The organism is Paraburkholderia sp. Ac-20342 (assembly GCF_017104985.1).
GTDB lineage: Bacteria > Pseudomonadota > Gammaproteobacteria > Burkholderiales > Burkholderiaceae > Paraburkholderia.
On the sequence record NZ_JAAGPQ010000008.1, the window covers coordinates 105,344 to 126,807 of the forward strand.

General features: G+C 64.3%; 21 protein-coding genes. 12 read left to right on the plus strand and 9 right to left on the minus strand.

Annotation, left to right across the window (positions count from 1 at the left end; all coding sequences use genetic code 11):
• The 3 genes from G3N58_RS04820 to G3N58_RS04830 form a co-directional block, all read right to left on the minus strand.
• Nucleotides 1–1,560 (minus strand): amidohydrolase, encoded by a 1,560-nt coding sequence (locus G3N58_RS04820; RefSeq protein WP_205998620.1) that lies wholly within the window; start codon nucleotides 1,558–1,560, stop codon nucleotides 1–3.
• Nucleotides 1,561–1,628: 68 nt separating this feature from the next.
• Nucleotides 1,629–3,095 (minus strand): sulfatase-like hydrolase/transferase, encoded by a 1,467-nt coding sequence (locus tag G3N58_RS04825; RefSeq protein WP_205998621.1) that lies wholly within the window; start codon nucleotides 3,093–3,095, stop codon nucleotides 1,629–1,631.
• Complete coding sequence (locus tag G3N58_RS04830) at nucleotides 3,092–3,892, minus strand: IclR family transcriptional regulator (protein WP_205998622.1); 801 nt, start codon at nucleotides 3,890–3,892, stop codon at nucleotides 3,092–3,094. The genes G3N58_RS04825 and G3N58_RS04830 overlap by 4 nt, the downstream gene beginning before the upstream one ends.
• 56 nt (nucleotides 3,893–3,948) lie before the next feature.
• Here G3N58_RS04830 and G3N58_RS04835 point away from each other — a divergent pair, with 56 nt between their 5' ends.
• Nucleotides 3,949–4,131, plus strand: coding sequence for a hypothetical protein (locus tag G3N58_RS04835; protein WP_167047905.1), 183 nt, complete (start codon nucleotides 3,949–3,951; stop codon nucleotides 4,129–4,131).
• On the plus strand, nucleotides 4,125–4,301 hold the full coding sequence (locus G3N58_RS04840) for a hypothetical protein (protein ID WP_167283340.1): 177 nt from the start codon (nucleotides 4,125–4,127) through the stop codon (nucleotides 4,299–4,301). The genes G3N58_RS04835 and G3N58_RS04840 overlap by 7 nt, the downstream gene beginning before the upstream one ends.
• 123 nt (nucleotides 4,302–4,424) lie before the next feature.
• On the opposite strand, the gene G3N58_RS04845 is transcribed toward G3N58_RS04840, so the two are convergent.
• Both G3N58_RS04845 and G3N58_RS04850 read right to left on the minus strand, forming a co-directional pair.
• Nucleotides 4,425–6,128 carry a GGDEF domain-containing phosphodiesterase gene (locus G3N58_RS04845; protein ID WP_205998623.1) on the minus strand — a complete coding sequence of 568 codons (1,704 nt, stop codon included), beginning with the start codon at nucleotides 6,126–6,128 and terminating at the stop codon, nucleotides 4,425–4,427.
• Nucleotides 6,129–6,554: 426 nt separating this feature from the next.
• On the minus strand, nucleotides 6,555–7,055 hold the full coding sequence (locus tag G3N58_RS04850; protein ID WP_167047914.1) for a GAF domain-containing protein: 501 nt from the start codon (nucleotides 7,053–7,055) through the stop codon (nucleotides 6,555–6,557).
• 373 nt (nucleotides 7,056–7,428) lie between these two features.
• Here G3N58_RS04850 and G3N58_RS04855 point away from each other — a divergent pair, with 373 nt between their 5' ends.
• The 3 genes from G3N58_RS04855 (at nucleotide 7,429) to G3N58_RS04865 (ending at nucleotide 8,943) form a co-directional block, all read left to right on the plus strand.
• Nucleotides 7,429–7,842 carry a DUF1493 family protein gene (locus tag G3N58_RS04855; RefSeq protein WP_167283338.1) on the plus strand — a complete coding sequence of 138 codons (414 nt, stop codon included), beginning with the start codon at nucleotides 7,429–7,431 and terminating at the stop codon, nucleotides 7,840–7,842.
• A 247-nt stretch (nucleotides 7,843–8,089) separates the two neighbouring features.
• Nucleotides 8,090–8,455: a tlde1 domain-containing protein gene (locus tag G3N58_RS04860; protein ID WP_167283337.1), complete on the plus strand. Its 366-nt coding sequence runs from the start codon at nucleotides 8,090–8,092 to the stop codon at nucleotides 8,453–8,455.
• The gene (locus G3N58_RS04865; protein WP_205989189.1) at nucleotides 8,452–8,943 is read left to right on the plus strand and encodes a hypothetical protein; all 492 of its coding nucleotides are present in this window, start codon (nucleotides 8,452–8,454) and stop codon (nucleotides 8,941–8,943) included. Before G3N58_RS04860 ends, G3N58_RS04865 begins: the two co-directional genes overlap by 4 nt.
• A 149-nt stretch (nucleotides 8,944–9,092) precedes the next feature.
• On the opposite strand, the gene G3N58_RS04870 is transcribed toward G3N58_RS04865, so the two are convergent.
• Complete coding sequence (locus G3N58_RS04870) at nucleotides 9,093–9,515, minus strand: TOBE domain-containing protein (RefSeq protein ID WP_167047923.1); 423 nt, start codon at nucleotides 9,513–9,515, stop codon at nucleotides 9,093–9,095.
• Nucleotides 9,516–9,723: 208 nt separating this feature from the next.
• On the opposite strand from G3N58_RS04870, the gene G3N58_RS04875 reads away from it, so the two are divergent.
• From G3N58_RS04875 to G3N58_RS04890, 4 genes are all read left to right on the plus strand, one after another.
• Nucleotides 9,724–11,457 carry an SH3 domain-containing protein gene (locus tag G3N58_RS04875; protein WP_205998624.1) on the plus strand — a complete coding sequence of 578 codons (1,734 nt, stop codon included), beginning with the start codon at nucleotides 9,724–9,726 and terminating at the stop codon, nucleotides 11,455–11,457.
• 193 nt (nucleotides 11,458–11,650) lie between these two features.
• A complete protein-coding gene (locus tag G3N58_RS04880; RefSeq protein WP_205998625.1) occupies nucleotides 11,651–12,136 on the plus strand; it encodes a VOC family protein in 486 nt (161 codons plus the stop codon).
• 226 nt (nucleotides 12,137–12,362) lie between these two features.
• Nucleotides 12,363–12,836: a VOC family protein gene (locus tag G3N58_RS04885; protein ID WP_167047932.1), complete on the plus strand. Its 474-nt coding sequence runs from the start codon at nucleotides 12,363–12,365 to the stop codon at nucleotides 12,834–12,836.
• Nucleotides 12,837–12,950: 114 nt separating this feature from the next.
• Nucleotides 12,951–14,159 (plus strand): MFS transporter, encoded by a 1,209-nt coding sequence (locus tag G3N58_RS04890; RefSeq protein WP_167047935.1) that lies wholly within the window; start codon nucleotides 12,951–12,953, stop codon nucleotides 14,157–14,159.
• Between the two features lie 317 nt (nucleotides 14,160–14,476).
• Here the strand turns inward: G3N58_RS04890 and G3N58_RS04895 are convergent, their stop codons facing one another.
• Nucleotides 14,477–15,409 (minus strand): recombination-associated protein RdgC, encoded by a 933-nt coding sequence (locus tag G3N58_RS04895; protein WP_205989186.1) that lies wholly within the window; start codon nucleotides 15,407–15,409, stop codon nucleotides 14,477–14,479.
• Nucleotides 15,410–15,563: 154 nt separating this feature from the next.
• Between G3N58_RS04895 and G3N58_RS04900 the strand changes: the two genes are divergently transcribed.
• Nucleotides 15,564–15,884, plus strand: coding sequence for a hypothetical protein (locus G3N58_RS04900; protein ID WP_167047941.1), 321 nt, complete (start codon nucleotides 15,564–15,566; stop codon nucleotides 15,882–15,884).
• 250 nt (nucleotides 15,885–16,134) lie between these two features.
• Here the strand turns inward: G3N58_RS04900 and G3N58_RS04905 are convergent, their stop codons facing one another.
• The gene (locus G3N58_RS04905; protein ID WP_167047944.1) at nucleotides 16,135–16,980 is read right to left on the minus strand and encodes a glycosyltransferase family A protein; all 846 of its coding nucleotides are present in this window, start codon (nucleotides 16,978–16,980) and stop codon (nucleotides 16,135–16,137) included.
• 254 nt (nucleotides 16,981–17,234) lie between these two features.
• Between G3N58_RS04905 and G3N58_RS04910 the strand changes: the two genes are divergently transcribed.
• A complete protein-coding gene (locus G3N58_RS04910) occupies nucleotides 17,235–18,512 on the plus strand; it encodes an O-antigen ligase family protein (protein WP_167047947.1) in 1,278 nt (425 codons plus the stop codon).
• A 75-nt stretch (nucleotides 18,513–18,587) separates the two neighbouring features.
• On the opposite strand, the gene G3N58_RS04915 is transcribed toward G3N58_RS04910, so the two are convergent.
• Nucleotides 18,588–19,691 carry a glycosyltransferase family 4 protein gene (locus G3N58_RS04915; protein WP_205998626.1) on the minus strand — a complete coding sequence of 368 codons (1,104 nt, stop codon included), beginning with the start codon at nucleotides 19,689–19,691 and terminating at the stop codon, nucleotides 18,588–18,590.
• Between the two features lie 436 nt (nucleotides 19,692–20,127).
• On the opposite strand from G3N58_RS04915, the gene G3N58_RS04920 reads away from it, so the two are divergent.
• Entirely contained in the window at nucleotides 20,128–21,129 is a 1,002-nt protein-coding gene (locus tag G3N58_RS04920; protein ID WP_205998627.1) for a glycosyltransferase family 2 protein, read from the plus strand.
• The last annotated feature ends 335 nt before the right edge of the window (nucleotides 21,130–21,464 follow it).

Below are 21,464 nucleotides of genomic sequence, written 5' to 3' on the forward strand. Positions count from 1 at the left end.
TCACCGCACCGAGTAAACCACCTCACCGTTTTTCATCGTTGTCGTGACGTTGGTCTGTCGCAAGTCCTTCGGGGGACACGTCAGAGGATTTCGATCGACGATGATCAAGTCCGCGAATTTCCCAGCTTCCAGAGAACCTTTTTTTTCTTCTTCGAAGGCGGCCCAGGCTCCATTGCTGATGCACATCCTGAGTGCATCGTCCATCGAAACGCTTTGGCGCGAATCGACGGGATTCTCGACCAGCAATTGAAGCCACAGGAAAGGATCGGCCGGATAGACAGGCAGGTCGGCTCCGCACGCGACGACCACACCGGCGTTCAGAATATCCTTGTACGTGTCGATCCGTTTATAGCGTTCCGCGCCGTAGCGCTCGAAAAAGATGCCATCGGTGCCGCCCCACAGGTAGGTGAAAACGGGCTGCATGCTGAGCACGACGCCGAGATTCGCCGCACGCTCGATCTGCTCGGTGGTCGGAACGTGAAAATGCTCGATGCGATGGCGCCGTGAGCGGCCCTGCGCGATTCCCTCCGCGTTTTCGAACGCATCGAGCAGCTGGTCGATCGCGGCGTCGCCCATCGCGTGTACGCCCACTTGCAACCCCGCAGCGCAGGCTTCGCTCACCAGGGTATTAATGTCGTCCTGCGCATGCAGCAGAACGCCATGATTCGAGCAGCAGTCGGCATAACCGCTGTGCAGCGCGGCACCGAAAGTATTCGGCATGCCGTCGAGACAGGACCGTCCGCAGCCACCGACACCGTGTACCCCGAGCGCCTGCGCGCGCGGGATATCGAAAGTCTCGTAGTACGGCACGATATGAATGGGCAGCGAATCCTTGATTCGCATCATGATGTCTATATCCCGGTCACCGTCCATCTTGCTGCCTTCGAATGCATGAATGGTGGTAATGCCGCGTTCGATGGCACGATCGGCCATGAGACGGATCATCCGTTCGGCGTCGGAGTCCGAAATGAAGCCGAATACCTTTTGCCGCGCCGGAACATGGGCCACGTCGCCCGCATACGCACCGGTCGGATTGCCGGCCGCGTCGACCTCGAGACCCGGCGTTCCCTTCCCGATGCCGATTGCCTCGAACCCCAGCGTGTTTGCGGTACTCGAATGAAACGAATCCGAAGACATCCAGATCTTGTGCCTCGTCGACGCACGATCGAGATCGGCCATGCCCGGGTGACGCTTTTCGCGAAGTTTGTCAGGGTCATAGCCCGAGGCGCGAATCCACTCGCCCTCGGGTGTTTCAAGCGCGCGTTTGGCAACCTTGTCGACAATCTCGTCTATGGATTCGGCGCCCAGCAGATCCACCGCTTCGCTGACCAGCCCGCCGAACATCACATGGGAATGCGCGTCGACGAATCCCGGCAAAACGGTCTGCCCCCCGGCGTCGATTACCACGGCGCCGTCATGCTTTAGCGCCGCCACGTCGGCGTTGGTGCCGACGGCGGCAATGAGCCCATTGCGGACCAGAACGGCCTCCGCGATCGTATTGTTGGCGTCCAGCGTAAGGACGTTTGCGTTGATGATCAACGTTTCCTGCTGTTCGTTCACTGACACGGAGTCCTCCAATCGGAAATCGTCTCTATTAAGCGTACTAATTAATTCATACGTCAGTAAGATCAACTGGCCTTTTCGAAAACCGCTGCTGTTCCCGGTGCCGGAGAAAACGAAAAGTCGCCTTTCTCGAGTACCTTCTCCCGTCCGCCATGCTGGATCAGCAATGCTTTCTGCACCGCCTTTGCTTTTGCATCGACGGCTTCGGGATCGCAGTACGTTCTGAGCTTCTTTTCGAACGCGATCAGGCGTTCGCGCTGCTCAGGTAGCGCGGCAAGGTCGTGCTTCTCTTCCGGGTCGAACGTCAGATCGAAAAGCTGCGCGGGATAACCGACGTAATAGATGTATTTGTATTGATCGTCCCGCAGCATATAGGCAGCCGTTTTAGAGCCCATGCCGTGGAATTCGGCGAATGCGGTTCTGCCGTTCTCCATCTTCCACACGTCGAATAGCGACTGCCCCGGCAGATCCGCTTCGGACGGCAAACGCTCCACGCCAGTGGCTTCGAGAAACGTAGGATAAAGATCGACGTGCGAAACGGGTGTCGCGCAGACGTGGCCGACGCCAAAGCCTGCGCCGGCAATAATCAATGGCACGCCCGCCGATTCTTCGTACATCGTGGTTTTACCCCACAAACCTCGGGCGCCGAGGTTTTCGCCATGATCGCTCGTATAGACGATGCGGGTCTGGTCGGCCAGTCCGCAACGCTCGAGGCATGACATGACCTGGCCGATCTGCTCGTCCAGAAACGAGCAGAGTCCCAGATATCCGGCCAGCCCCGCCCTCACCTTTTCTGGCGAGTCGAAATAATCGTCGTAGGGAAGACTGTGTGCGTAATCCCGCAGATAAGGATGATTCGGGCGCTCGGACTCGCCGTAAAGCTTCGGCCACGGCAGATCGGGGTTGTTGTAGAAGCGGAAAAAATGTTCGGGGGGCGCGGTCAGCGGGAAATGCGGGGCGACGAACGAGACGAAAAGCACCCACGGCTTCGTCGAGGCTTCCGCCGACTTGTTCTTCAGCCAGGCTTGGGCCCGCGCCGCAATGTCCCGGTCGTATGCGGTATAGGACGACTCCCCCGGTCCCGCGCTCATCGCCATCTGGGCGACGCCCCCGCGTACGGGCAATTCGTCGCGAATCAGATCGCCCAGATCGCCGACGCCATCCACGACATGCATCGGGACGATCTCCTCGGTGAAGCCGTTGTCGTCGTCGCTGGAGCGGAAGTGCAATTTCCCGATCGCGGTCACGTCGGACCCGCTATCGCGAATCCGCCTGTGCCAACTCATCGCCGAACCGTCGAACGGCTGCGCATTGTCCCAGTTGCCGAGATCCTGCACGTATCGCCCGGTGGCCAGGACGGCACGGGCCGGCACGCAGGCCGGCGAATTGCAATACGCGGCGGAGAAACGGGTGCCGCGCGCCGCCAATGCGTCCAGATGCGGCGTCACGGCAATGGACGAACCGCTGCAGCCCATGATCTTCGGGTTATGTTCGTCGGAGATGAATACCAACAGGTTCTGGCTAGCGGTCATGGCTCTTCCTCGGAGTTTCCTCTCGCCGCGAGGCTGCCGGATAAAGCATGGGCAACAAAACCCATGGCAGCGGATATTTCGGTGGCGGCCTTCTGCGACTCAATCGCAAGCATCTCTAACCGTTCAGGCGACAGACGGGAAATCGGTGCCGCCGCGCCGAAGGTTGCAATGACGCGTCCCTGCTTGTTGAAGATCGGTGCCGCGCCCCCGCCGGTGTCGGGCTTCCAGCTCCCCACGGAAATGGCATAGCCGCGAGCCCGAATCCGTCCGAGTTCGGCGAGCAGTTTCGCTTTGTCGACGATCGAGTCCGGCGCGGTTCCTTCCAGGTGTTCGGGAAGAATCGCCTGAAGCTCGTGGTCGTGCAAATTCGCCAGCATGGCGAGACCGCTAACAGTGCAATTCGCCGGGGCACTCGCGCCGACGGGCATATGTACCCGGATCGTCTGCGTCGGCTCGACCGTGTGAATCGTCACCATCGAAAAACCGGTTAACACCGAGAGGTAAGTACTTTCGTTGGTGCTGGCCGTCACCCTTTCCATGAGTGGTGTAGCGATTGTCAGCAATTGCTTCTGCGGCATGCTGGCCCCCAATTCGAACAGACGGGGGCCGATTTCGAAATTGCCGCTCTCGTTCTTGAGAACGTAACCGCGGCTTTCGAGGGTTGCGAGTATGCGGAAAACGCCGGATTTGGAGAACTCCAGATCGCGCGCAATAGTGGACAAGGAAGAACCGGAGCGCGGACGCGCGACCGCTTCCAATACGTCCAGAGCATTCAGCAGATAGGCGAGTTGTTTCACTGTAGAGAACGATGTGCTTGTCTGGAGAACAAATTGTCCCACCGATATTTTTCGCAATGGATCGGGACAAACCCTTCACGGATACCCAGGACAAACCCTTCATCGGGCAGGCGGCGCGGAATCCGCCGGGTTCGGCGGCACCGGCAAACGGCACGGCGCTGTTCTGGTGTCGCGGCATGTTGCTGCATCAGGCCGCCAGGCGTCGGCAACTCTTTAAGGATGACGATTCAATTTGCTGACGGAGTCGCAAGACATCCGGCACAAGAACATCGCCATGCTTGTTGCCACACAGTTCGGCGATACACGGCCGTTCGAACCCACCCCGAACGCCGTCAACGGCGGTGCAGAAGAATTGGAGAAATCGGTGGGAACGACAAATGGCGCGCTCGAGATCGACGAGTGCCGGTAAATCGGCAACGACAACGCGAGAAGGCGAGAAGACGAAAAAGCAAGAAAGGATCGCTTTTGCACTGCATCGATCGACTGACGAAACTAACGAAACTGGCGAATGCGCAAACGGGCACCGCGCCCCTCAAACCGTCCCCAACGGCTTCAGCACATTGCGCAGCATCGCGATGGTCAGCGGACGCGAGAACCAGAACCCCTGTGCTTCATCGCACCCGAGCGCTTCGAGTTGCGCGGCCTGGTCGGCCGTTTCGACGCCCTCGGCGGTCACGCGCAGCTTGAGCGCATGCGCCATCGCGATGATCGCGCCGACGAGCGCCGCGCTTTGCGGATCGGTGCTCATGCCGAGCACGAACGAGCGGTCGATCTTGATACGGTTGAGCGGAAAACGCGTCAGATAGGCGAGGCTCGAATAGCCGGTGCCGAAGTCGTCCACCGCGACCTCGACGCCCAGTTCGCGCAGCGCATGCAGCGTCTGCAAGGCCTGATCGGTATCGCCGAGCAGCACGCCTTCGGTGATTTCGACTTCGAGACAGGACGGATCGAGCGCCGCGTCTTCGAGCGCCTCGCGAATCGTGTTGAACAGATTCTGCCGCTGGAACTGCTGCGGCGACACGTTCACCGCAAAACGCGGCAACGTGCCGGTCTGCCGTAGCAGAAGACCGGCGTCGCGGCACGCGGTGCGAATCACCCATTCGCCGATGCGCTCGATCAGCCCCGCCTCTTCCGCGACCGGCACGAACTCGACCGGGCTGATCAGGCCGCGCTGCGGATGATGCCAGCGCAGCAGCGTCTCGACCTGCGCGATGCGGCCCGTCGCGAGCGTCACCTGCGGCTGGTACACGAGGTGCAGTTGCTGACGCTCGAGCGCGTCGCGCAGCATCGTCTCGAGTTCGAAGCGACGCGCGGCCTGCCCTTCGAGCGCGGTCGAAAAACGCCGCACGGCGTTGCGGCTCACCGCCGATGCCGCCGACAACGCCACGCCGGCGCGGCGCATCAGCGTCGGCGCATCGGCGCCGTCGGCCGGATACGCGGCGATGCCGATGCTCGCGGTGATGTTCAGCGCGGTCCCCGCGTAATCGATCGGTTCGGCGAGGCGGCCGAGCGCTTCGGCAGCGAACGCATCGGCGGCCGCGCCGCTTTCGTTGATGAGCAGCGCGAACTGCGTGCCGCCGACCGACGCGATCGTGCCGTCGTGCGGAAACAGGCCGCGCAGCCGCTCGCCGACGATCTGCAGCACGAGTTCGGCCGCATGCAGACCGAGTGCATCGCGCAGCTTGCGCAGGTGATCGAGTTCGGCGATCAGCACGGTAAAACCATGACCGTTGCGCTTGCAACGTGCGATCGTCAGTTCGAGCCGTTCGATGAACAGCGTCTGATTCGGCAGACGGGTCACGCCATCGTGATGCGCGACGTACCAGAGACGCGCCTCGGATTGCGCATAGCGCGTCATGTCGACCGCAATGCCGACGTAGCGCTCCGGCGCACCATTCGACGCATCGGCTTGAGCTGCGCTCAGGGGCGCGAGGGCGAACGCGACGCGAACCCGCGAGCCATTGCGCCGCAGATAAGTCCACTCGCCTTCGTAGCGCGAACGGAGCGCCGCGAGCTGCGGCCATTCCGCGCGGCGCTTCAGCAGTTCGGCCGGATCGTGCAGCGACTCGAGCGAGCGCCAGCCGATCAGTTCCTGCGCCGTGTAGCCGGTCAGTTTCTCGAAGGCGGCGTTGACGGTCTCGAAGACGCCGTCCGCTGTGCAGATGAACATGCCATACGGCGCGCACGCCAGGGCGGCGTCGCGCGTGCGCGCTTCGACGTTGATGGGGTCGTGCATTGCGCCGGCCTTATGGTCCCGAGTCCTCAAGACGATTGAATGTATGCGTTACGCGCGGGGCGCAAACGGTCATGCCGGCGCGTCCTGCTCCACGCCGCGCGCGGCAACCATGCGCATGATAGCGGCTTTCGCATGCGATCCGGCGGACCGGCGCGGCGAAAAACACCGCTGGCGAAGACCGGAATGAAATAAACACCGGTAGCGTCGGGTAGCCGATGACCGTGGTTTAAAACGGAAGCCGGGCGAATGCCGGCGGATACGTCGGCGCGGTGCGGGCCGTTGCGCTTCGCCGTGTCGGGCCGTATTGCGCCGCATTGGCGCGCCCGTCATGCACATTCATGCGGATAAATGAAACGCCTGCGGCGGGAACCCTCGCGGCAAATGCCGGCGCACCTCGAATTGCACGCGGGAAAAAACGTGCAAAAACTACACGCCGCGCGGCAGCGCCGCTTCGATGAACGCCGCGCACAGCGCTTCCATGCCCTTCGCGTCCTCTTCGTCGAAGCGCGCGACGAGCGGGCTATCCACGTCCCACACGCCGATCAGCGTGCCGTCGGGTGCGACGAGCGGCACGACGATTTCCGATTGCGACGCCGAATCGCAAGCGATATGGCCGGGAAACTCGTGCACGTCGCGCACGACCTGAGTCTGCCGGGTTTGCGCGGCCGTGCCGCAGACGCCCTTGCCGAGTGGAATGCGCACGCACGCGGGCTTGCCCTGGAACGGACCGACCACCAGCTCGCGGCCATCGTGAAAGTAGAAACCGGCCCAGTTCAGATCGCTCAGCGAATGAAACACGAACGAGGAAAAATTCGCCGCATTGGCGATCCAGTCGGTTTCGCCGGCGAGCAGCGAGCGCGCCTGCGCGACGAGTTCTTCGTATTGCGCGGCTTTGGGCAGATGCGAGGTGGCGGAAACTTCGAACATGACGGCATCCGTGATGAAAGCGGGAAAGAAAAACGGCAAGGGGTGCAGTGTAAAGCAAGCGGCGTGTTCGAGCGGTGCGCGGCGATGTGGGGCGGGTTGGCGGTAGAGCGGTATGGCGGTCGTGCCCGGCAGGCTTATTTTCATCTTTGTCTGATGTCGGATTGCCGTGGCTTTGTGAAGGATTGACGTCGGGTTTGCGTGTCCATCCGGAGTATGCAAACGGGCCGCTGAGAGGCGCTTGTACCGTATCGGCGGCTGACGCTTCGAATTTGATATCTAGCGATATTTGATAAAAATCGCCGTTCTAGCGATGCTTCACTATAACGATGCAACCATGAAAAGTGTCAGTTAAATATCTCCCTGCGATAAAAATATGGACAGTCATGACGCTTCAGTTGAGCTTACTGAATTTATCCGGAAAAAAATTCTATATCCTGAAAGACTTCCTATAAACCCAGAGACCAGCGTGGAAGACCATCTCGGCGTGACCGGAGATGACTCCCCCAAATTCATGGAAGCATTTTTCGACCGGTTCAATGTTGGTCCTGGCGATTTTGATTGCAATAGATATTTCGAAGGGGAAGGAGTATTTGATCCGTTTACGTCAATTGTACGTTTTCTATTTCACAGGATTAAGAAGGAACCGAAGCGAGAGCCGCTCACCGTCGCCATGCTTCAACATGCCATCGAGCTTGGCGTATGGGATAGCGAACGCTTGAAGGAACTGAATAGTCAGCACACTAAAGAGTGGCCCAAAGGCCCGCTATGCGGGCCTCTCTTTACCTGATTGCAACCGAATCAGTTCCATCAAAAAACGTGCCGCGCTCAGGAATCCATCAACGCGCGGCGACGAAAATACCCGCGCATCGTACTGCCCCTGCTCCTTCAGAGCCCCGATGATTACAAGCACCGAAGCCCGGAGCGGTACACCGCGCAGCATTTTCGCTTTCATCCGTATTTGGGCCACGACCCATATTCACCGCCCCCCCATTCGACTAGCCTTATCTTTTTGGCACTTGGGAGACAAACAGAAAATGCCGTGGTCCTATCAGCAAAGCACCGGAAACCTCTCGTTTAATGGAGAACTCGTCGAACGTGGTTACTCCGGCGCGGCAACCGGTAAAAACAATCCCGCCATGCAGGCGATTTCCAACATCGGCCCCATCCCGCGCGGCAATTACCAGATAAGCTCGCCTCACACGTCCCCCCACACCGGGCCCGGCACGCTCAATCTGTCGCCGCTGCCCGGTACCAATACGTTCGGACGAAGTGCTTTCCGCATTCATGGCGATAACCGGAATCATCCGGGTACGGCGTCCGAGGGCTGCATTATCCTGGGTCCCCAGACTCGTCATCGCATATGGGCGAGCGGCGATCATCGGCTCGAGGTTGTTCAATGAAACGTGCATCCGGTTTCGCTTTCGCATTCACGTTCGCCCTGGCCTGCGCCGCGGCAAACGCAAGCGCCGAAGCAAATCCCTCCGCCCTTGCCAGGCAAATCAACGACCAGGGCGCAAAAGCGGTGGTGAATGGAATGTCTGAATCGGAATGGGACAACGTGCTCACCCATATCGATTCCGGCAGCACGGCGTGGATCGCACTGGTCCCCAAGCTGGCAGAGGGAGCGGACAGCGGCAACGCCGAAGACCTTGGCATCGGATTAGCCTACGCGCTCCCCAAAAGTCCGCGCGCGGTTCTCAAGGCCATCGATCCCGGCAACGGGCCGGTGCTGGGTGTCAATCGCGTTTGCTCCGCGCCGTTCATCGAAGACACCGTTCCGGATATCCCTGCCTATGTCAAACGCGCTAAAGCTGCGCTTGGCAAGGTCCATGACCGTTCGTTGCGAGACGTCAAAAAGGCCTGTCTAGCGGAACTGGCGAGGCTGTAAGCGGCGTGTTACGGCACAAACGCCAAGCCACGGTGAACCGGCCCCTTGCCGTCCGCTGGGCGCCCGGCACAATCAGGGCAGCCGTCAGGCAAGGGGCTCGGCAAGCAAAACAGCGAGCCTTGCCCAACAAGACTCAGCGGGTTGCAAGCTCACTCGACGCCGACGATCACGCTCGACGCCTTGAAGATCGCGGTCGCCGGCTTACCGCTCGCGAGCCCGAGGCGCTCGACGCTGTCGTTCGTGATGATCGCGGCAATCTGCGCACCGTCGGCGCTGATCGTCACTTCCGAGTTGACCGCGCCCTTCGTGACCGACGCCACGCTCCCCGCGATGCAGTTGCGTGCCGACACCTGGTGCTTCGCCACGTCGACCATCACGATCACCGACGAAGCCTTCACGAGCGCAAACGCCTTCTTGCCGGCCGCCAGTCCAAGCGACTGCGCGCTGCCATGCGTAATGATCGCGACGATCTCGAGACCGTCCCCGGTACGCAAGATCACTTCATCGTTGACGGCGCCGTGCTTGACGCCGGTCACTTCGCCGCTGAACTGGTTGCGTGCGCTGGTTTTCATATCGTGCTCCTTGTCGGTCGGCATGCCTCGCATGGGTATTCGGTGTTGCGGCGCAACGTTGCGAGGCACGGTGTTGATAGATAAGGCGAGTGTAATGGACAACAACGTGGACAACACGGGGCAAAACCCACAGGAAAGCCCCAGGAAGACCCGCGCGAATCGCCGAGCCCGTATCATCGTGCCCTTGGACCCCCTACGCCAGATCTCCATGCCCGTTGCCGTTCCGCCCCGCTCCGCTTTTTCGTGGCGCTGCGCGCGCCGCCTGTGCCGCGCCGCCGTGCTCGGCGCCGCCGTCACGACGCTCGTCGCGTGCAGCAATCCGACGCCGCCGCGCGACACGCACGCCTTCGTCGACAACCTCACGCTGTTCCCGCTCGACCACTACGACCAGAACGTCGATCACTGGCTCGATCCGCACAGCCCGGACTACGACCGGCCGTTCTTCAGCGCCGAAGATCAGCAGGCGCACTTTCACGCGCTCTATGCGCGCTATTTCGGCACCGGCGCGAACGCCCCGTCGCCATGGAACGCCGCTTACGTGACGGCGCGCGTCTTTCGCGAGCAGGGCGCCGACATCGTCGCGCTGCAGCAGCGCCGCATCGGTAAATTCGACAACACCGGCAAGCACAGTGCCGCGCTCGGCTATGGTGAGAACTTCCGTCCGCACGACAAGACTTGGATCGATGCGATCGCACGCAACATGAACGTGGAGCAGTTCGCGCAGACGCCTGCCTATCAGCCCGAACGCCGCGCAATCGCCACCGGCAACCTGCTGGTGCGCGAGTTGCCGACCACCGATCCGTCGTTCTACGACCGCCATCTGGCTGGCGAAGGCTATCCGTTCGACAACCTGCAGATTTCGGCGGTACGGCCGGGCACGCCGCTTTACGTGCTCGGCAGCAGCGTCGACGGCGCGTGGCATTACGTGCAGACGCCCGATGTGCAGGGCTGGGTGCGCAGCGACGGCGTCGCATTCGCCGACGACCGTTTCGTCGACAAATGGCGCGCGGCGGCCGGGAAATCGCTTGGCGCGGTGATCGTGGCGTCGGCGGCGGTGCGCGACAGCCACGGCGTGTTCCGTTTCGACGCGCCGGCGGGAACGTTATTGCCGTTGGTGCCGGCTTCTTCCCCGGCGACGGCAACGACAGCGAAGGCGCATGGCACGGCCCGTGTCGGCGACGGCTCCGCTACCGGCGACAACGCACATGCAACCGCCAACAAAACCGTCAATGAGCCCACTACCGACGCCGAACGCGAATCGGCAAGCGCAACCACCAACGAATCCGCAAGCAAGGCCGCTACCGTCACATACACACTCCTCGCCCCCGCCCGCGACGTCGATGGCCGCGCGCTGATCCGCACCGCGTCGCTCGACGCCGCGCAGATCGCGCCGATGCCGCTCGCCGCAACGCCACGCCATCTCGCGATGCTGATGAAAGCGCTGATCGGGCGGCCGTACGGCTGGGGCAATAGCGGGCTCTACAACGACTGCTCGTCGGAACTGCAAAGCATTTTCGCGGCGTTCGGCGTATGGCTGCCGCGCCATTCGTCGACGCAGATGAGCGCTGGGCGCATGATCGACCTGTCCGGGTCGCCCCCCGCCGAACGGCTCGACTATCTCGCCGGGCACGGCGAACCGCTGCGCACGCTGATCTACATCGGCGGTCACGTGATGCTCTACATCGGCAACACGACGCGCGACGGCGTGACGGTGCCGGTCGTCTATCAGGACGTGTGGGGGCTGCGTCCCGCCGACAACAGCCGGCGCGTGGTGATCGGCGGCTCGGTGATCCTGCCGCTCTACGCGCGCATCCCCGAGGACGCGACCCTGCAATCGCTCGCGGCCACTCCGACGTTCCAGATCAGCATTCTCGGCGCCCCGATGGGCAACGCGGCGCCATCGTCCGCACCGCCGCCGGACGAAGACAATCCGGCGGGTTAGCGGACCGGTTGGCACGCCGGCCATGAGGGCTAAGCGAGGGCGAAAACGGGGGCCACATAGCGCCCCTTCACCCCTCAAAAATATTTTTCCAAAGTGTCGACTCAACGGTCACCGACTCGTCGTAACGTTGAAGACCTGGCTCGCACAGCCGGTCTTTCCATTGATCAAACCGTTACCCGAAGGAGTCGCCGTCATGACCAGCAGCACCGTCAAAGCCATCCCGGACGGGATGCACTCGCTTACGCCGTACCTGATCTGCGCGAACGCCGCCGAAGCGATCGCGTTCTATACGAAAGCCTTCAACGCCGTCGAGCAGATGCGTCTGCCGGGGCCGAACGGCAAGGTCATGCACGCCATGCTGAAAATCGGCGATTCGATGCTGATGCTGACCGACGAATGGCCCGAGCATCAGGCGTTCGGCCCGAACACACTGAAGGGCACGCCGGTCACGATCCATCACTACGTCGAGGACGTCGACGCAAGCTTCAAGCAGGCCGTCGACGCGGGCGCGACCGTCACGATGCCCGTCACCGATATGTTCTGGGGCGATCGCTACGGCCAGGTCAAGGACCCGTTCGGGCATAGCTGGTCGCTCGCGACGCACAAGCGCGACCTGAGCGCCGAGGAAATCCAGCAGGCGATGACGACGATGCAGTGCCCGTCGGAAGAGTGGAAATAACCCTCGCCTTGCGGCCACGCCGCGCTCACTCAGTCGCCATCAACGGCCATAAGTGGCCATGCAGCGACCACGGACCGGCCGCAAGCCGCCTCCGCCAGACGAACCATCGAGCGAGCGACCGTCAGGCACGCCCCGCGTGCCTGACGACACACTCGCCGATGCGCCCACGCCCCCACCTGACGCCAACCCAACGCTCAACCCGCAGCAATCCCCAAGGAGCAACGTCATGCAGAAAATCGCGCCGTGCCTGTGGTTCGACGGCAATGCGGAAGAAGCCGCGCAGTTCTACATCTCGGTGTTCTCCGAGTCCCGCATCGCCACCACCCTGCACTACACGGATGCCGGCCCCGGGCCGGCGGGCAAGGTCGTGGCCGTCACGTTCGAAATCGAGGGCCAGGAGTTCATGGCCCTGAACGGCGGCCCGCAGTATTCGTTCACGCCGGCGATCTCGCTGTTCGTGCATTGCGACTCGCAGGAAGAAGTCGACCGCTACTGGTCGAGGCTGCTCGACGGCGGCGAGCCGTGGGCGTGCGGCTGGCTGCGCGACCGCTTCGGCGTGTCGTGGCAGATCGCGCCCACCGTGCTGCTGAAGATGCTGCTCGACCCGGACCGCGAGAAAGCGAGCCGCGTGATGGCCGCGATGATGAAAATGGTCAAGCTCGATATCGCGCCGCTCGAACAGGCGTATCGCGGCGAGTAGCCCCCGCGCGGCATGGCGCGATGCCGTGTGGCACGGCGCGCCGCCGCGCCCGCATGATCTTTGATAGCATCGGTCTCGCCCCTTTATCCAACTATCAGCGGCGAGACATTCACGGTGCGCGTCAACCATTACGCCTTCTTCTGCTCGCTATTCGTCGCGCGCCTCGCCGATCAGATCCTGCTCTTTCTCGTGCCGCTCGTCGTGTTCCAGACGACGCACGATGTCTCATGGTCGGGTCTCGCGTTTTTCATCGAAACGCTGCCGCGCTATCTCGTGTTCCCGTTTTTCGGCGCGCTCTGCGACCGCTTTGCGCCGCTCAGGCTCATGCGCCTGAGCCAGGCGGTGCGCGCGCTCGCCTGCTTCGGCGGCATCGCCGCGTATGTGCTGTTCGGCGGCATCGGCTGGCTGATCGGGCTGTCGGCCGCGTGCGGCGTGCTGACGAGCCAGGGTCTCGTGGCGCGCGAAGTGATGCTGCCGCAGATTTTCAGCACGCAGCAGATCCAGCGCGTGCTCGCCTATTCGCAACTGGCCGACCAGCTGGGCTTTGTGCTCGGGCCGATGCTGGCCGCGCTGCTGCTCGGCCTGTGGCACTGGGAAAGCGTGGTCGCCGCGACCGGCGTGCTGTTTCTCGCCGCCGACGCCGCCCTGTTCCTGTGGCAGCGCCTGAGCGGCTTTCGCGCGCCCGCGCTCGCGCGTGCGCCGGCCGGCCACTGGACGCAGCCGCTGCGCATCGCGCTGCATCATGTGTGGACACTGCCGGGCCTGAAGAAGGTCATCATGCTCGCGGCGGCGGAAAACCTCGTGATCGGCGTGACGCTCGCGACCTCGGCGGCGATGGTGACGGGCCTGCATGCGCAATCGAGCCGCGACTACGCGGGGCTGCAAACGGCCGGCGCGATCGCCACGGTGCTGGTGCTGCTGACGGTCGCGCGCGCCGGCTGGCCCGCGCGCGTGCTCGGCCTCGTCGCCTTCGTGACGATCTGCGCGGGTGGCGTGATCGCGGGCGCGAGCGCGGCGCCGTGGGGTTATGCGCTCGGCTTTCTGCTGATCGTCGGCTTCGACAAGATGTTCAACGTCTACATCCGCAGCGCGCGTCTGCAGATCATTCCGCCCGAGGACTACGGCAAGACGATCGGCGTGGCGATCCTGCTGAACAACATGACGCAGCCGCTCGCCGGCCTGCTCGTGAGCGTGTTCTCCGCGCGTACGCAAACCGGGCCGCTGATCGTCGCGCTCTCTCTGACGATGGGCGGCATCGGCGCGGCGGTTTCGCTCGGCGCGGCGCTGCTGCGGCGCAGGCGCGCGTTGCTGATCGAGGAATGACGGGACGGGCGAGGTGGCCTTGAACGCATCGCCCGCATCCCGAAGACGGACCCCGCGCAAAGTTACCCACAGATTTTGTTGGCAAATCTGTGGGTAACTTTCCGGAAAGATCCGCAAGCTGTTGATGCGGCAATCGTTTTTCCGCAGACGCTGATTTGGGCAGGGGCTGCGCGGGGCTTTATGTGCGCCGTGTCTGCGCTTTGCCCACTCGTTGTCCGCTTTTTGTCCGCGTATGAGCCACGCTGGGCTCACACCCAGGCCACACCCAGGCCGCCGCACTCAACTCAGGCGAGCCCACGCATGGCCCCGCGTTTCGCTCAAGCCGCCACAGCCCGCGGCAAGCCCAGCGCCTCATCGCCCGGCTCCCCGCCGAGCGCGTCGACGAGATCGCCCAGCATGCGGTCGAGTTCGGCCGTCATCAGCGCGACGTCGGAATCGAAGCGCTCGTCGTCGTCCTGCGCGGTCGGATCGCTCGCTTCCTTGAGCACGTCGAGCGGCGCGACACGCTTGATCGCGAGCGACGGCGTCAGCACGAACGACACGCGATCGTTCCACGTCATCGCGAGCCGCATGCATTGCTTGCCCGCTTCGATGTGGCGGCGCATGTCCTCGGCGTCGAGCGTGTGGCCGACGTAGCGCACCGTCGCATTGCCTTCGGTCGGCGAGCGCAGCTCGGTGTCCTGGTCGAGCGTGAAGCCGGCCGGGCCGTCGCCGTCGAGCAGCCAGCCCGTCATCGCCGCCACCGGCGACTGCGCGACGCGCACCGTGGCGAGCGGCAGCTGATCGATCGACTTCACGAGCAGCCCGCGCACTTCATCGGCCACCGCCTGCGAAGCCGCGTCGATCACGAGCCAGCCGTTCTTGCAGTCGATCCACACGCGCGTGTCGCGGCGGATGCTGAACGCGCGCGGCAGCAGTTCGTCGGTCACCTGCTCCTTGAGTTCGCGCATCTGCTTGCGGCCGGGCTTGAAGCCCTGCTGTTCCTCGAGTTCGAGCGCGCGCTCGCGCGTCACCTGGGTGACGACCGAGGCCGGCAGCAGCTTCTTTTCGGCACGAAACGTCAGCAGCATCTGGCCGTTGAGCGCGTAGACGAGCGAGTCGCCCTCGCGCGGCGGCGCCCAGCCCTGGTTTTGCGTTTCGAGACCGCCGCCCGGCGCGAACGCGTACGGCGCGAGCCACTTCTGCATCTGTTCGGGGGTGACGGACCACGGAGCGGGAAGACGGTGCAACTGAAGGTTTTTGAACCACATGGGCGAAGTCGAATCCGGGCAAAGCGCGCCATTTTATCTGACGGAAGCGCACGGGGCGCTCGCGCCGTCATGGTTTTGCCGTAGCCGCCCGCACGCACGTTTTGGCGGCAAATCACCTAGACTTTCTGACAGGAAGATCAAGACGGAGGCGGCCATGGCCGATGACACCGCAGCCTGGCAGACGGTGGCCTACGAAGGCTTCGAAATACACGTCTCGCCCGTTCCGACGAGTCCGCCCGACCCGGCCCATGCGCAGGACGCGCGAGAGAGCCGCTACACGTATCTCGGTTACGTCTGCCATCCCGGCGCCGATCCGCATATCCCCGGCCACTCGGTGCCGTTTCATGCGGACGGAGAAGAAAGTTTCGCGAGCCAGGACGAAGCGCTCTACGAAGCGGTGCACGTGGGACGCAGTATCGTCGACGGCACGCATCCTGATCTGACAGTGCTGCCGCTCGTGACCGGCGGCGTTTGATGCGCGGTGATGCGCGGGTGCGAGGCGCTGCATGCGGCGTGTGACGTCCATATGCAGCGTCTGCATTCCATGTTGCAGCGCCTGCGTGCGGCGCAGTTGCGTACAGCTTAAGGCTGGCGCTGTCGTGCTAACGCGCCAGTTCGGGACCCGTATTACCGCGCGCCTCGTGCCGCAGCGCCGCACTGAGTCGCATGTAGTCGCGCATTCGCCCTTCACGCCCGCCAGCCTCACCACCCCGCCCTTCCAGCCCCTAACCGAACGCCCGCTTGATGCGCGACTTCAGCAGCGCGCGCCGCAGACGCCCCGTGCGCTCAGGCTCGCTGACCGCCAGGCCGCCCTCGACCGCGCTGCCGCGACGCAGGTAGTAGCGGTCGAACGTCGCCTGCGTCATGCCCCACTTGTTGAGAAACTGCCGGCGCCCGTCGTTCTTGACGATCTTGCCGGTGCTTTTCTGCTGGAAGTGATAGACGAGGCTGTCGCCGACGCCGAGAAACACGCGGCACCCGGCATCCCAGAGTTTCATCGAGAAGTCGTTGTCGCTGCTCATGCCGGGGCTCAGCTCGCTGCTGTAGCCGCCGAGCTTGTGCCACCAGTCGCGATGCACGAGTGTGGGCGGCCACGTCGCGCCGCGCCAGTCGGCCCGCGCGAGCCGCGGCGCGGCGGCGACCAGCTCGTCGGCGCGGAACGTCTCGACGTCGCGGCCGAAGTTCTGCACGACCACGCAGGGATTGCCGGAATCGACCGGCTCGATCATCGTGCCCGACAGCATGAAGAGGTGATCGGCCGGCATCTGCGCGAGGCGCCGCGCGAGCGCGTCGTCCCAGCCGGGGCAGCAGTACATGTCGTCGTTCATGTAGACGACGTAGTCCGCGCGCGCGCGCGCCGCCGCGATGTTGACGGCATGGCAGATGCCGATATTGCCCGGCGACGCCGTGTGCTCGATGCCCTCGTCGCGCACCCAGGCGAGCGTGCCGTCCGAGCCGTCGTTCACGTGCACGATGATCTGGTGCGCGTGCGTCGAGTGACGCCGCAGGCTCTCGATCACGAGGCGCAGATACGGCAGGTTGTTCCAGGTCGGGATGATGATTGAGAACATCGATTCGGTCCGTTGAGCGGGGCTTGGGCGCGGCATGCGCCGCGCGCCGGCCATGAGTTTCGCGCGATTGTACCGCCGTCGCCCGCGCATGGGCGCGAGGCGGCGGCTGCCTTACCGCGTTCGGCAGCAAGCATTTTGCAAGGAGACGCATGGTTATAATCCGGATCGCTCTACCGTCTTGCAACGACTCGAAGGGTCCGGCGTCCCCGCAATTTCACCACCGGAACGGTAGTGTTCATTCATATCGTAGGCCTATGATTTTTGCTCCCAGTCTGGTCTGTCTCACTACGGCCCTGCTGTTTTTCGCCCCCGCGGTCAATCTGATGTGGCGCGGCGGCACCGGCTACTGCTTTTTCGTCATCGTCGCGCTCGCGCTGGGCGCGGCCGTCGTCAACCGGCGCATGCCGGGCTATTTCTCCGCGCTGCGCACTTACCGCTGGTTCACCGTCGGGATGCTCGCGCTCGTCGTCGCGATCGGCGCGCAGCAGCTCGTGCTCGGCTACTGGCTGCCCCGGCAGTTCGACGCGCTGTCGCGCTTCGTGCTCGCGCTGCCGGTGTTCCTGCTGCTGCGGCAATTGCCGTCGCGCAATCTGCGCATGATCGGCTGGGGCTGCGCGGCCGGCGCGCTCGCGGTCGGCCTGTGGGCGTTCCTCGACCAGCCGCCGGGCGGCTGGACCGATGCGAACCGGCTCAACAACTCCTACACGAACGCGATTCCGTTCGGCGACACCGCGCTGCTGCTCGGCTTCCTGTCGGTGTTTACGCTCGGCTGGGACAACCCGCGCGACTGGCGCATGCTGCTGCCGCGCCTCGCGGCGCTCGTCGGCGGCGGCTATGCGTCGTATCTGTCGGGCACGCGCGGCGGCTGGCTCGCGGTGCCGGTGTTCGTTGTGCTGCTCGGCATCCAGTACCGGTGGTTCGCGCAGAAAAAGCGTCTCGTGATCGTGACGCTCGCGATCGTGCTCGCGGCGGGCGCGCTGCTCTCGACCGGGCGGATTCACAAGCGCCTCGCCGAAGTGCCGAACGACGTGTCGATGATGCACAAGGGCGATGACGACACGGCCACCGGCTTGCGCCTGCAACTGTGGAACGCATCGCGGATGATCTTCGAGCGGCATCCGCTCTATGGCATCGGCAAGGGACATCTGGTCGATGAGCTCGGCGCGATGGCCAAGCGCGGCCAGGTGAAGGCCGAGATCGTCAACGAGCGCGCGCACAGCGACTTTTTCTCGACGCTCGCCGAAATGGGCGCGATCGGCGTGATCGCGCTGCTGCTGTTCTATCACGGCATGGCGGTGTATTTCTGGCGGCACCGGCACATGGCCGATCCGGTGATCCGCGCGGCCTCGTACACAGGTCTCGCGGTCGCGACGAGCACCGTGATCTTCGGGCTCACGATCGACGTGCTCGTGCCGATCATGGTGACGGTGCTGCTCGCACTGCTCGTCGCGACGCTGCTGGCGATGATCGACGCGAGAAAGCGGGAACTGGCGGAAGTTGCGCGCACGACCACGGGCGCGCGACCGGGCTAAGGCGCCCGGCACGGCTCGGCGCAGGGCTGGGCTCATGCTTGAGCCCGTGATTGAGCCCATGCTTGAACCCTCTCATCAGCGTGTGAACAGTTCGTAAAGCGCCGCGACATGCGCATCGACGCCCGGGTCGTAGACGAGACTCGCGCGCGGCTCCGCGATCCGCGCATTGCCGCGCTTCACGCGCTCCACCGCCTCGCCGATCGCGCGCTCGAAGCTACCCGCCTCTTGCCGCGAAAACTCGATCTTCGCCGCGCCGGTCACGGTCTCGGCCGAGCCGACGTTATCCGCGATCACGAGCGGCGTGCCGCACATCACCGACTCGACGCCGACGAGGCCGAACGGCTCGTACGCCGACGCCACGACCGTAAAATCGGCGGCCGCAAACAGCTTGCCGATCTCCTTGCTGTAGCCCGCGTAGCGGATCGTGTCGCCGGTCTTCGGCACCGGCCGGCCGACGACCACGAGGCACACCGGCAGCGTCGTGCGCTCGAAAAACGCTTCGAGCAGCGGGTAGCCTTTGCGCTCATGACTCGTCGACGAGAACAGGAAAATCACGCGGTCCTCGGGCAGCTCGAACTGGCGGCGCACGGCGGCGCGCTCGGCCGCGTCGAGCGGCTTGAAGCGCGCGGTATCGACCGGCGGATAGAGCACGTCGATACGCTCCGCCGGCACGTCATAGAAACGCTGCAACTCGCGGCTCATCAATTGCGAATGCGCGACGATCGAGCGCGCGCGCGTGTAGACGCGCCGCTCCAGTTCGATCTGCCATGTGTCGCTGCGGCGCGGCGCGCGGCCCGCGGCTTCGAGCGAACCCGGATGCGTGCCGCCGCACAGCGCGACGTCGGCATGCGTCGAGTGATTGATCGAGAACACGCAGGCGGGACGATGGCGCTTCAGGCGCTGCTTCAGGCGCCAGTCGAACGCGAGGTTACGCAGCTTGCGCGGCGCCCAGCGCACGTCGAGCGGCTGCGCGTCGATCCACGCCGCCTCGGGCAGCGCGCGGTCGATCTCGCGGGCGAACAGCGTCGGGCGCAGACCGAGCCGATGCAGACCGGCGATCACGTCGCGCGTGTAGCGCTCGGCGCCGCCGCTGTTCTTGAGCGCCTGGGCGGTCAGCGCGATGTCGGTGAGGGGCAGGCGGTACGCGTCGCGGGACGGCTCTCGGGTTGACTCAGGCAAGGCTCGGGTCTCGGTGAGGCGCACGCTCACAGCAAGCCGCGCGCGGAGTTTCGGGGCAGCGGCAATTGTAAAGGATGGGTTTCGGGAGACTCATGTCGGGCGGCCTGCCGGGGCTCGGGCGGAAATCGGGTGCGGACCCGCTCAGGTTCGCGGCCACCATGCCGCAAGCCGCCCGCGTCGCGCGGCATGGCCGCCAACGGCTAGAATCTAGGCCAATCGCTTCCGCTTCGACTCCATGACCGACAGCCTGCCGCCCGCCTCGTTTTCCCTGTCTGATCCGCCGGACCCGTCCGACGCGCCCGCGCGGTTCGCGGCGTCGGGCATGGGTGCGTCAGATGGACCCGATGCGCCTGATACGCCCGCCTCGCCGAGCGCGTCGGGCACGTCCAGCGCCGGCGTCCCACCCCGCGGGCCCGCCGGGGCAGATGAATCCGGCATGTCCGCCACATCCGCCTCCAACACCGCGCGCCCGCTCGTCTCGATGCTCGTGATCGCCTACAACCAGGCGCAGCAGATCGGCGATGCCGTGCGCAGCGCGCTCGCGCAGACCTACGAGCCGCTCGAAATCATCGTGTCCGACGATGCGTCCAGCGACGCCACCTTCGCCGCGATCGAAGCGGCGCTCGCCGGCTACGCCGGACCGCATCGCGTGATCGCCCGGCGCAACACGGTCAACCAGGGCATCAGCGCGCACCTGTCGCAGCTCGCCCTGATGGCGCACGGCGAGCTGCTGTTCGTCGCGGCGGGCGACGACATGTCCGCGCCCGAGCGCTGCGAGCGCGTGGTCGACTGCTGGCTCGCCCACGAGCGCCGCCCCGACCTGATCGCCACCGATCTCGCCGACATGGACGAAGCGGGCCACGTGCACGAGCGCGTGAGCCCGGACGAACTCGACCGATACCGCTTCGACGACTGGCTCGCCGGCCGCCCGTGGCTGATCGGCGCGGCGCACACGTGGTCGCGGCGGCTCTTCGAGCGCTTCGGGCCGATGCTGCCGGGCGCCGCGGCCGAAGACCAGATCATGGTGCTGCGCGCGATCCTCTCGGGTGGCGCGATCAGCCTGCGCGAGCCGCTCGTGCGCTACCGGCGCGGCGGGCTGTCGCGCAAACGCCGCTACCGGTCGGTCGATGAACTGATCGCGCGGATGCGCCAGAGCAATCGTTATGGCCTCGCCGAACTCGCGCAGTTGCAGCGCGACGCGGACGTCGCCGGCCTCGGCGAGCGCATGCGCGCCGCGATGGCGCCGAAGCTCGCGCGCGAACGGTTCATCGCGGCGATGTTCGAGGCGCGAAGCTTCGGCGAGCGTGTCGCGCTGCTGACACGCGGCGCCGGCGTGAAGCTCGGGCTGCGTATCCGTATGTTTCTGTATGCGAGCTGCCCAGCGGTGTATGCGCCGGGGATCTGGCTCAAGCGCGTCGTGCGTGGGAAGCGCGGCTGAATAGCGTGGCTGAACAGCGAGGCCGCACCATAGCGCCGAGGCCGAACGCCGCTCGATTCCCGGCGGCAGCATCTCGGCGCCGATGCCCGGCACGCTGCGCCGCAAGCGCCTCAGCATCTTCGCCGTGCGGATCAAGGCGAGGCTGAATAGCGGGGCTGAGTAGCAAGGCCACGCCATAGCGCCGAGGCCAAGCGCCGCTCGATTCCCGGCGCCTGCATCTCGGCACCGATGCACGGCACGCTGCGCCGCAAGCGCCTCAGCATCTTCGCCGCGCGGATCAAGGTCCCGCTGGCGCGGCGGTTCATCACGAATGCGACCAGCGCCACGCGAACACG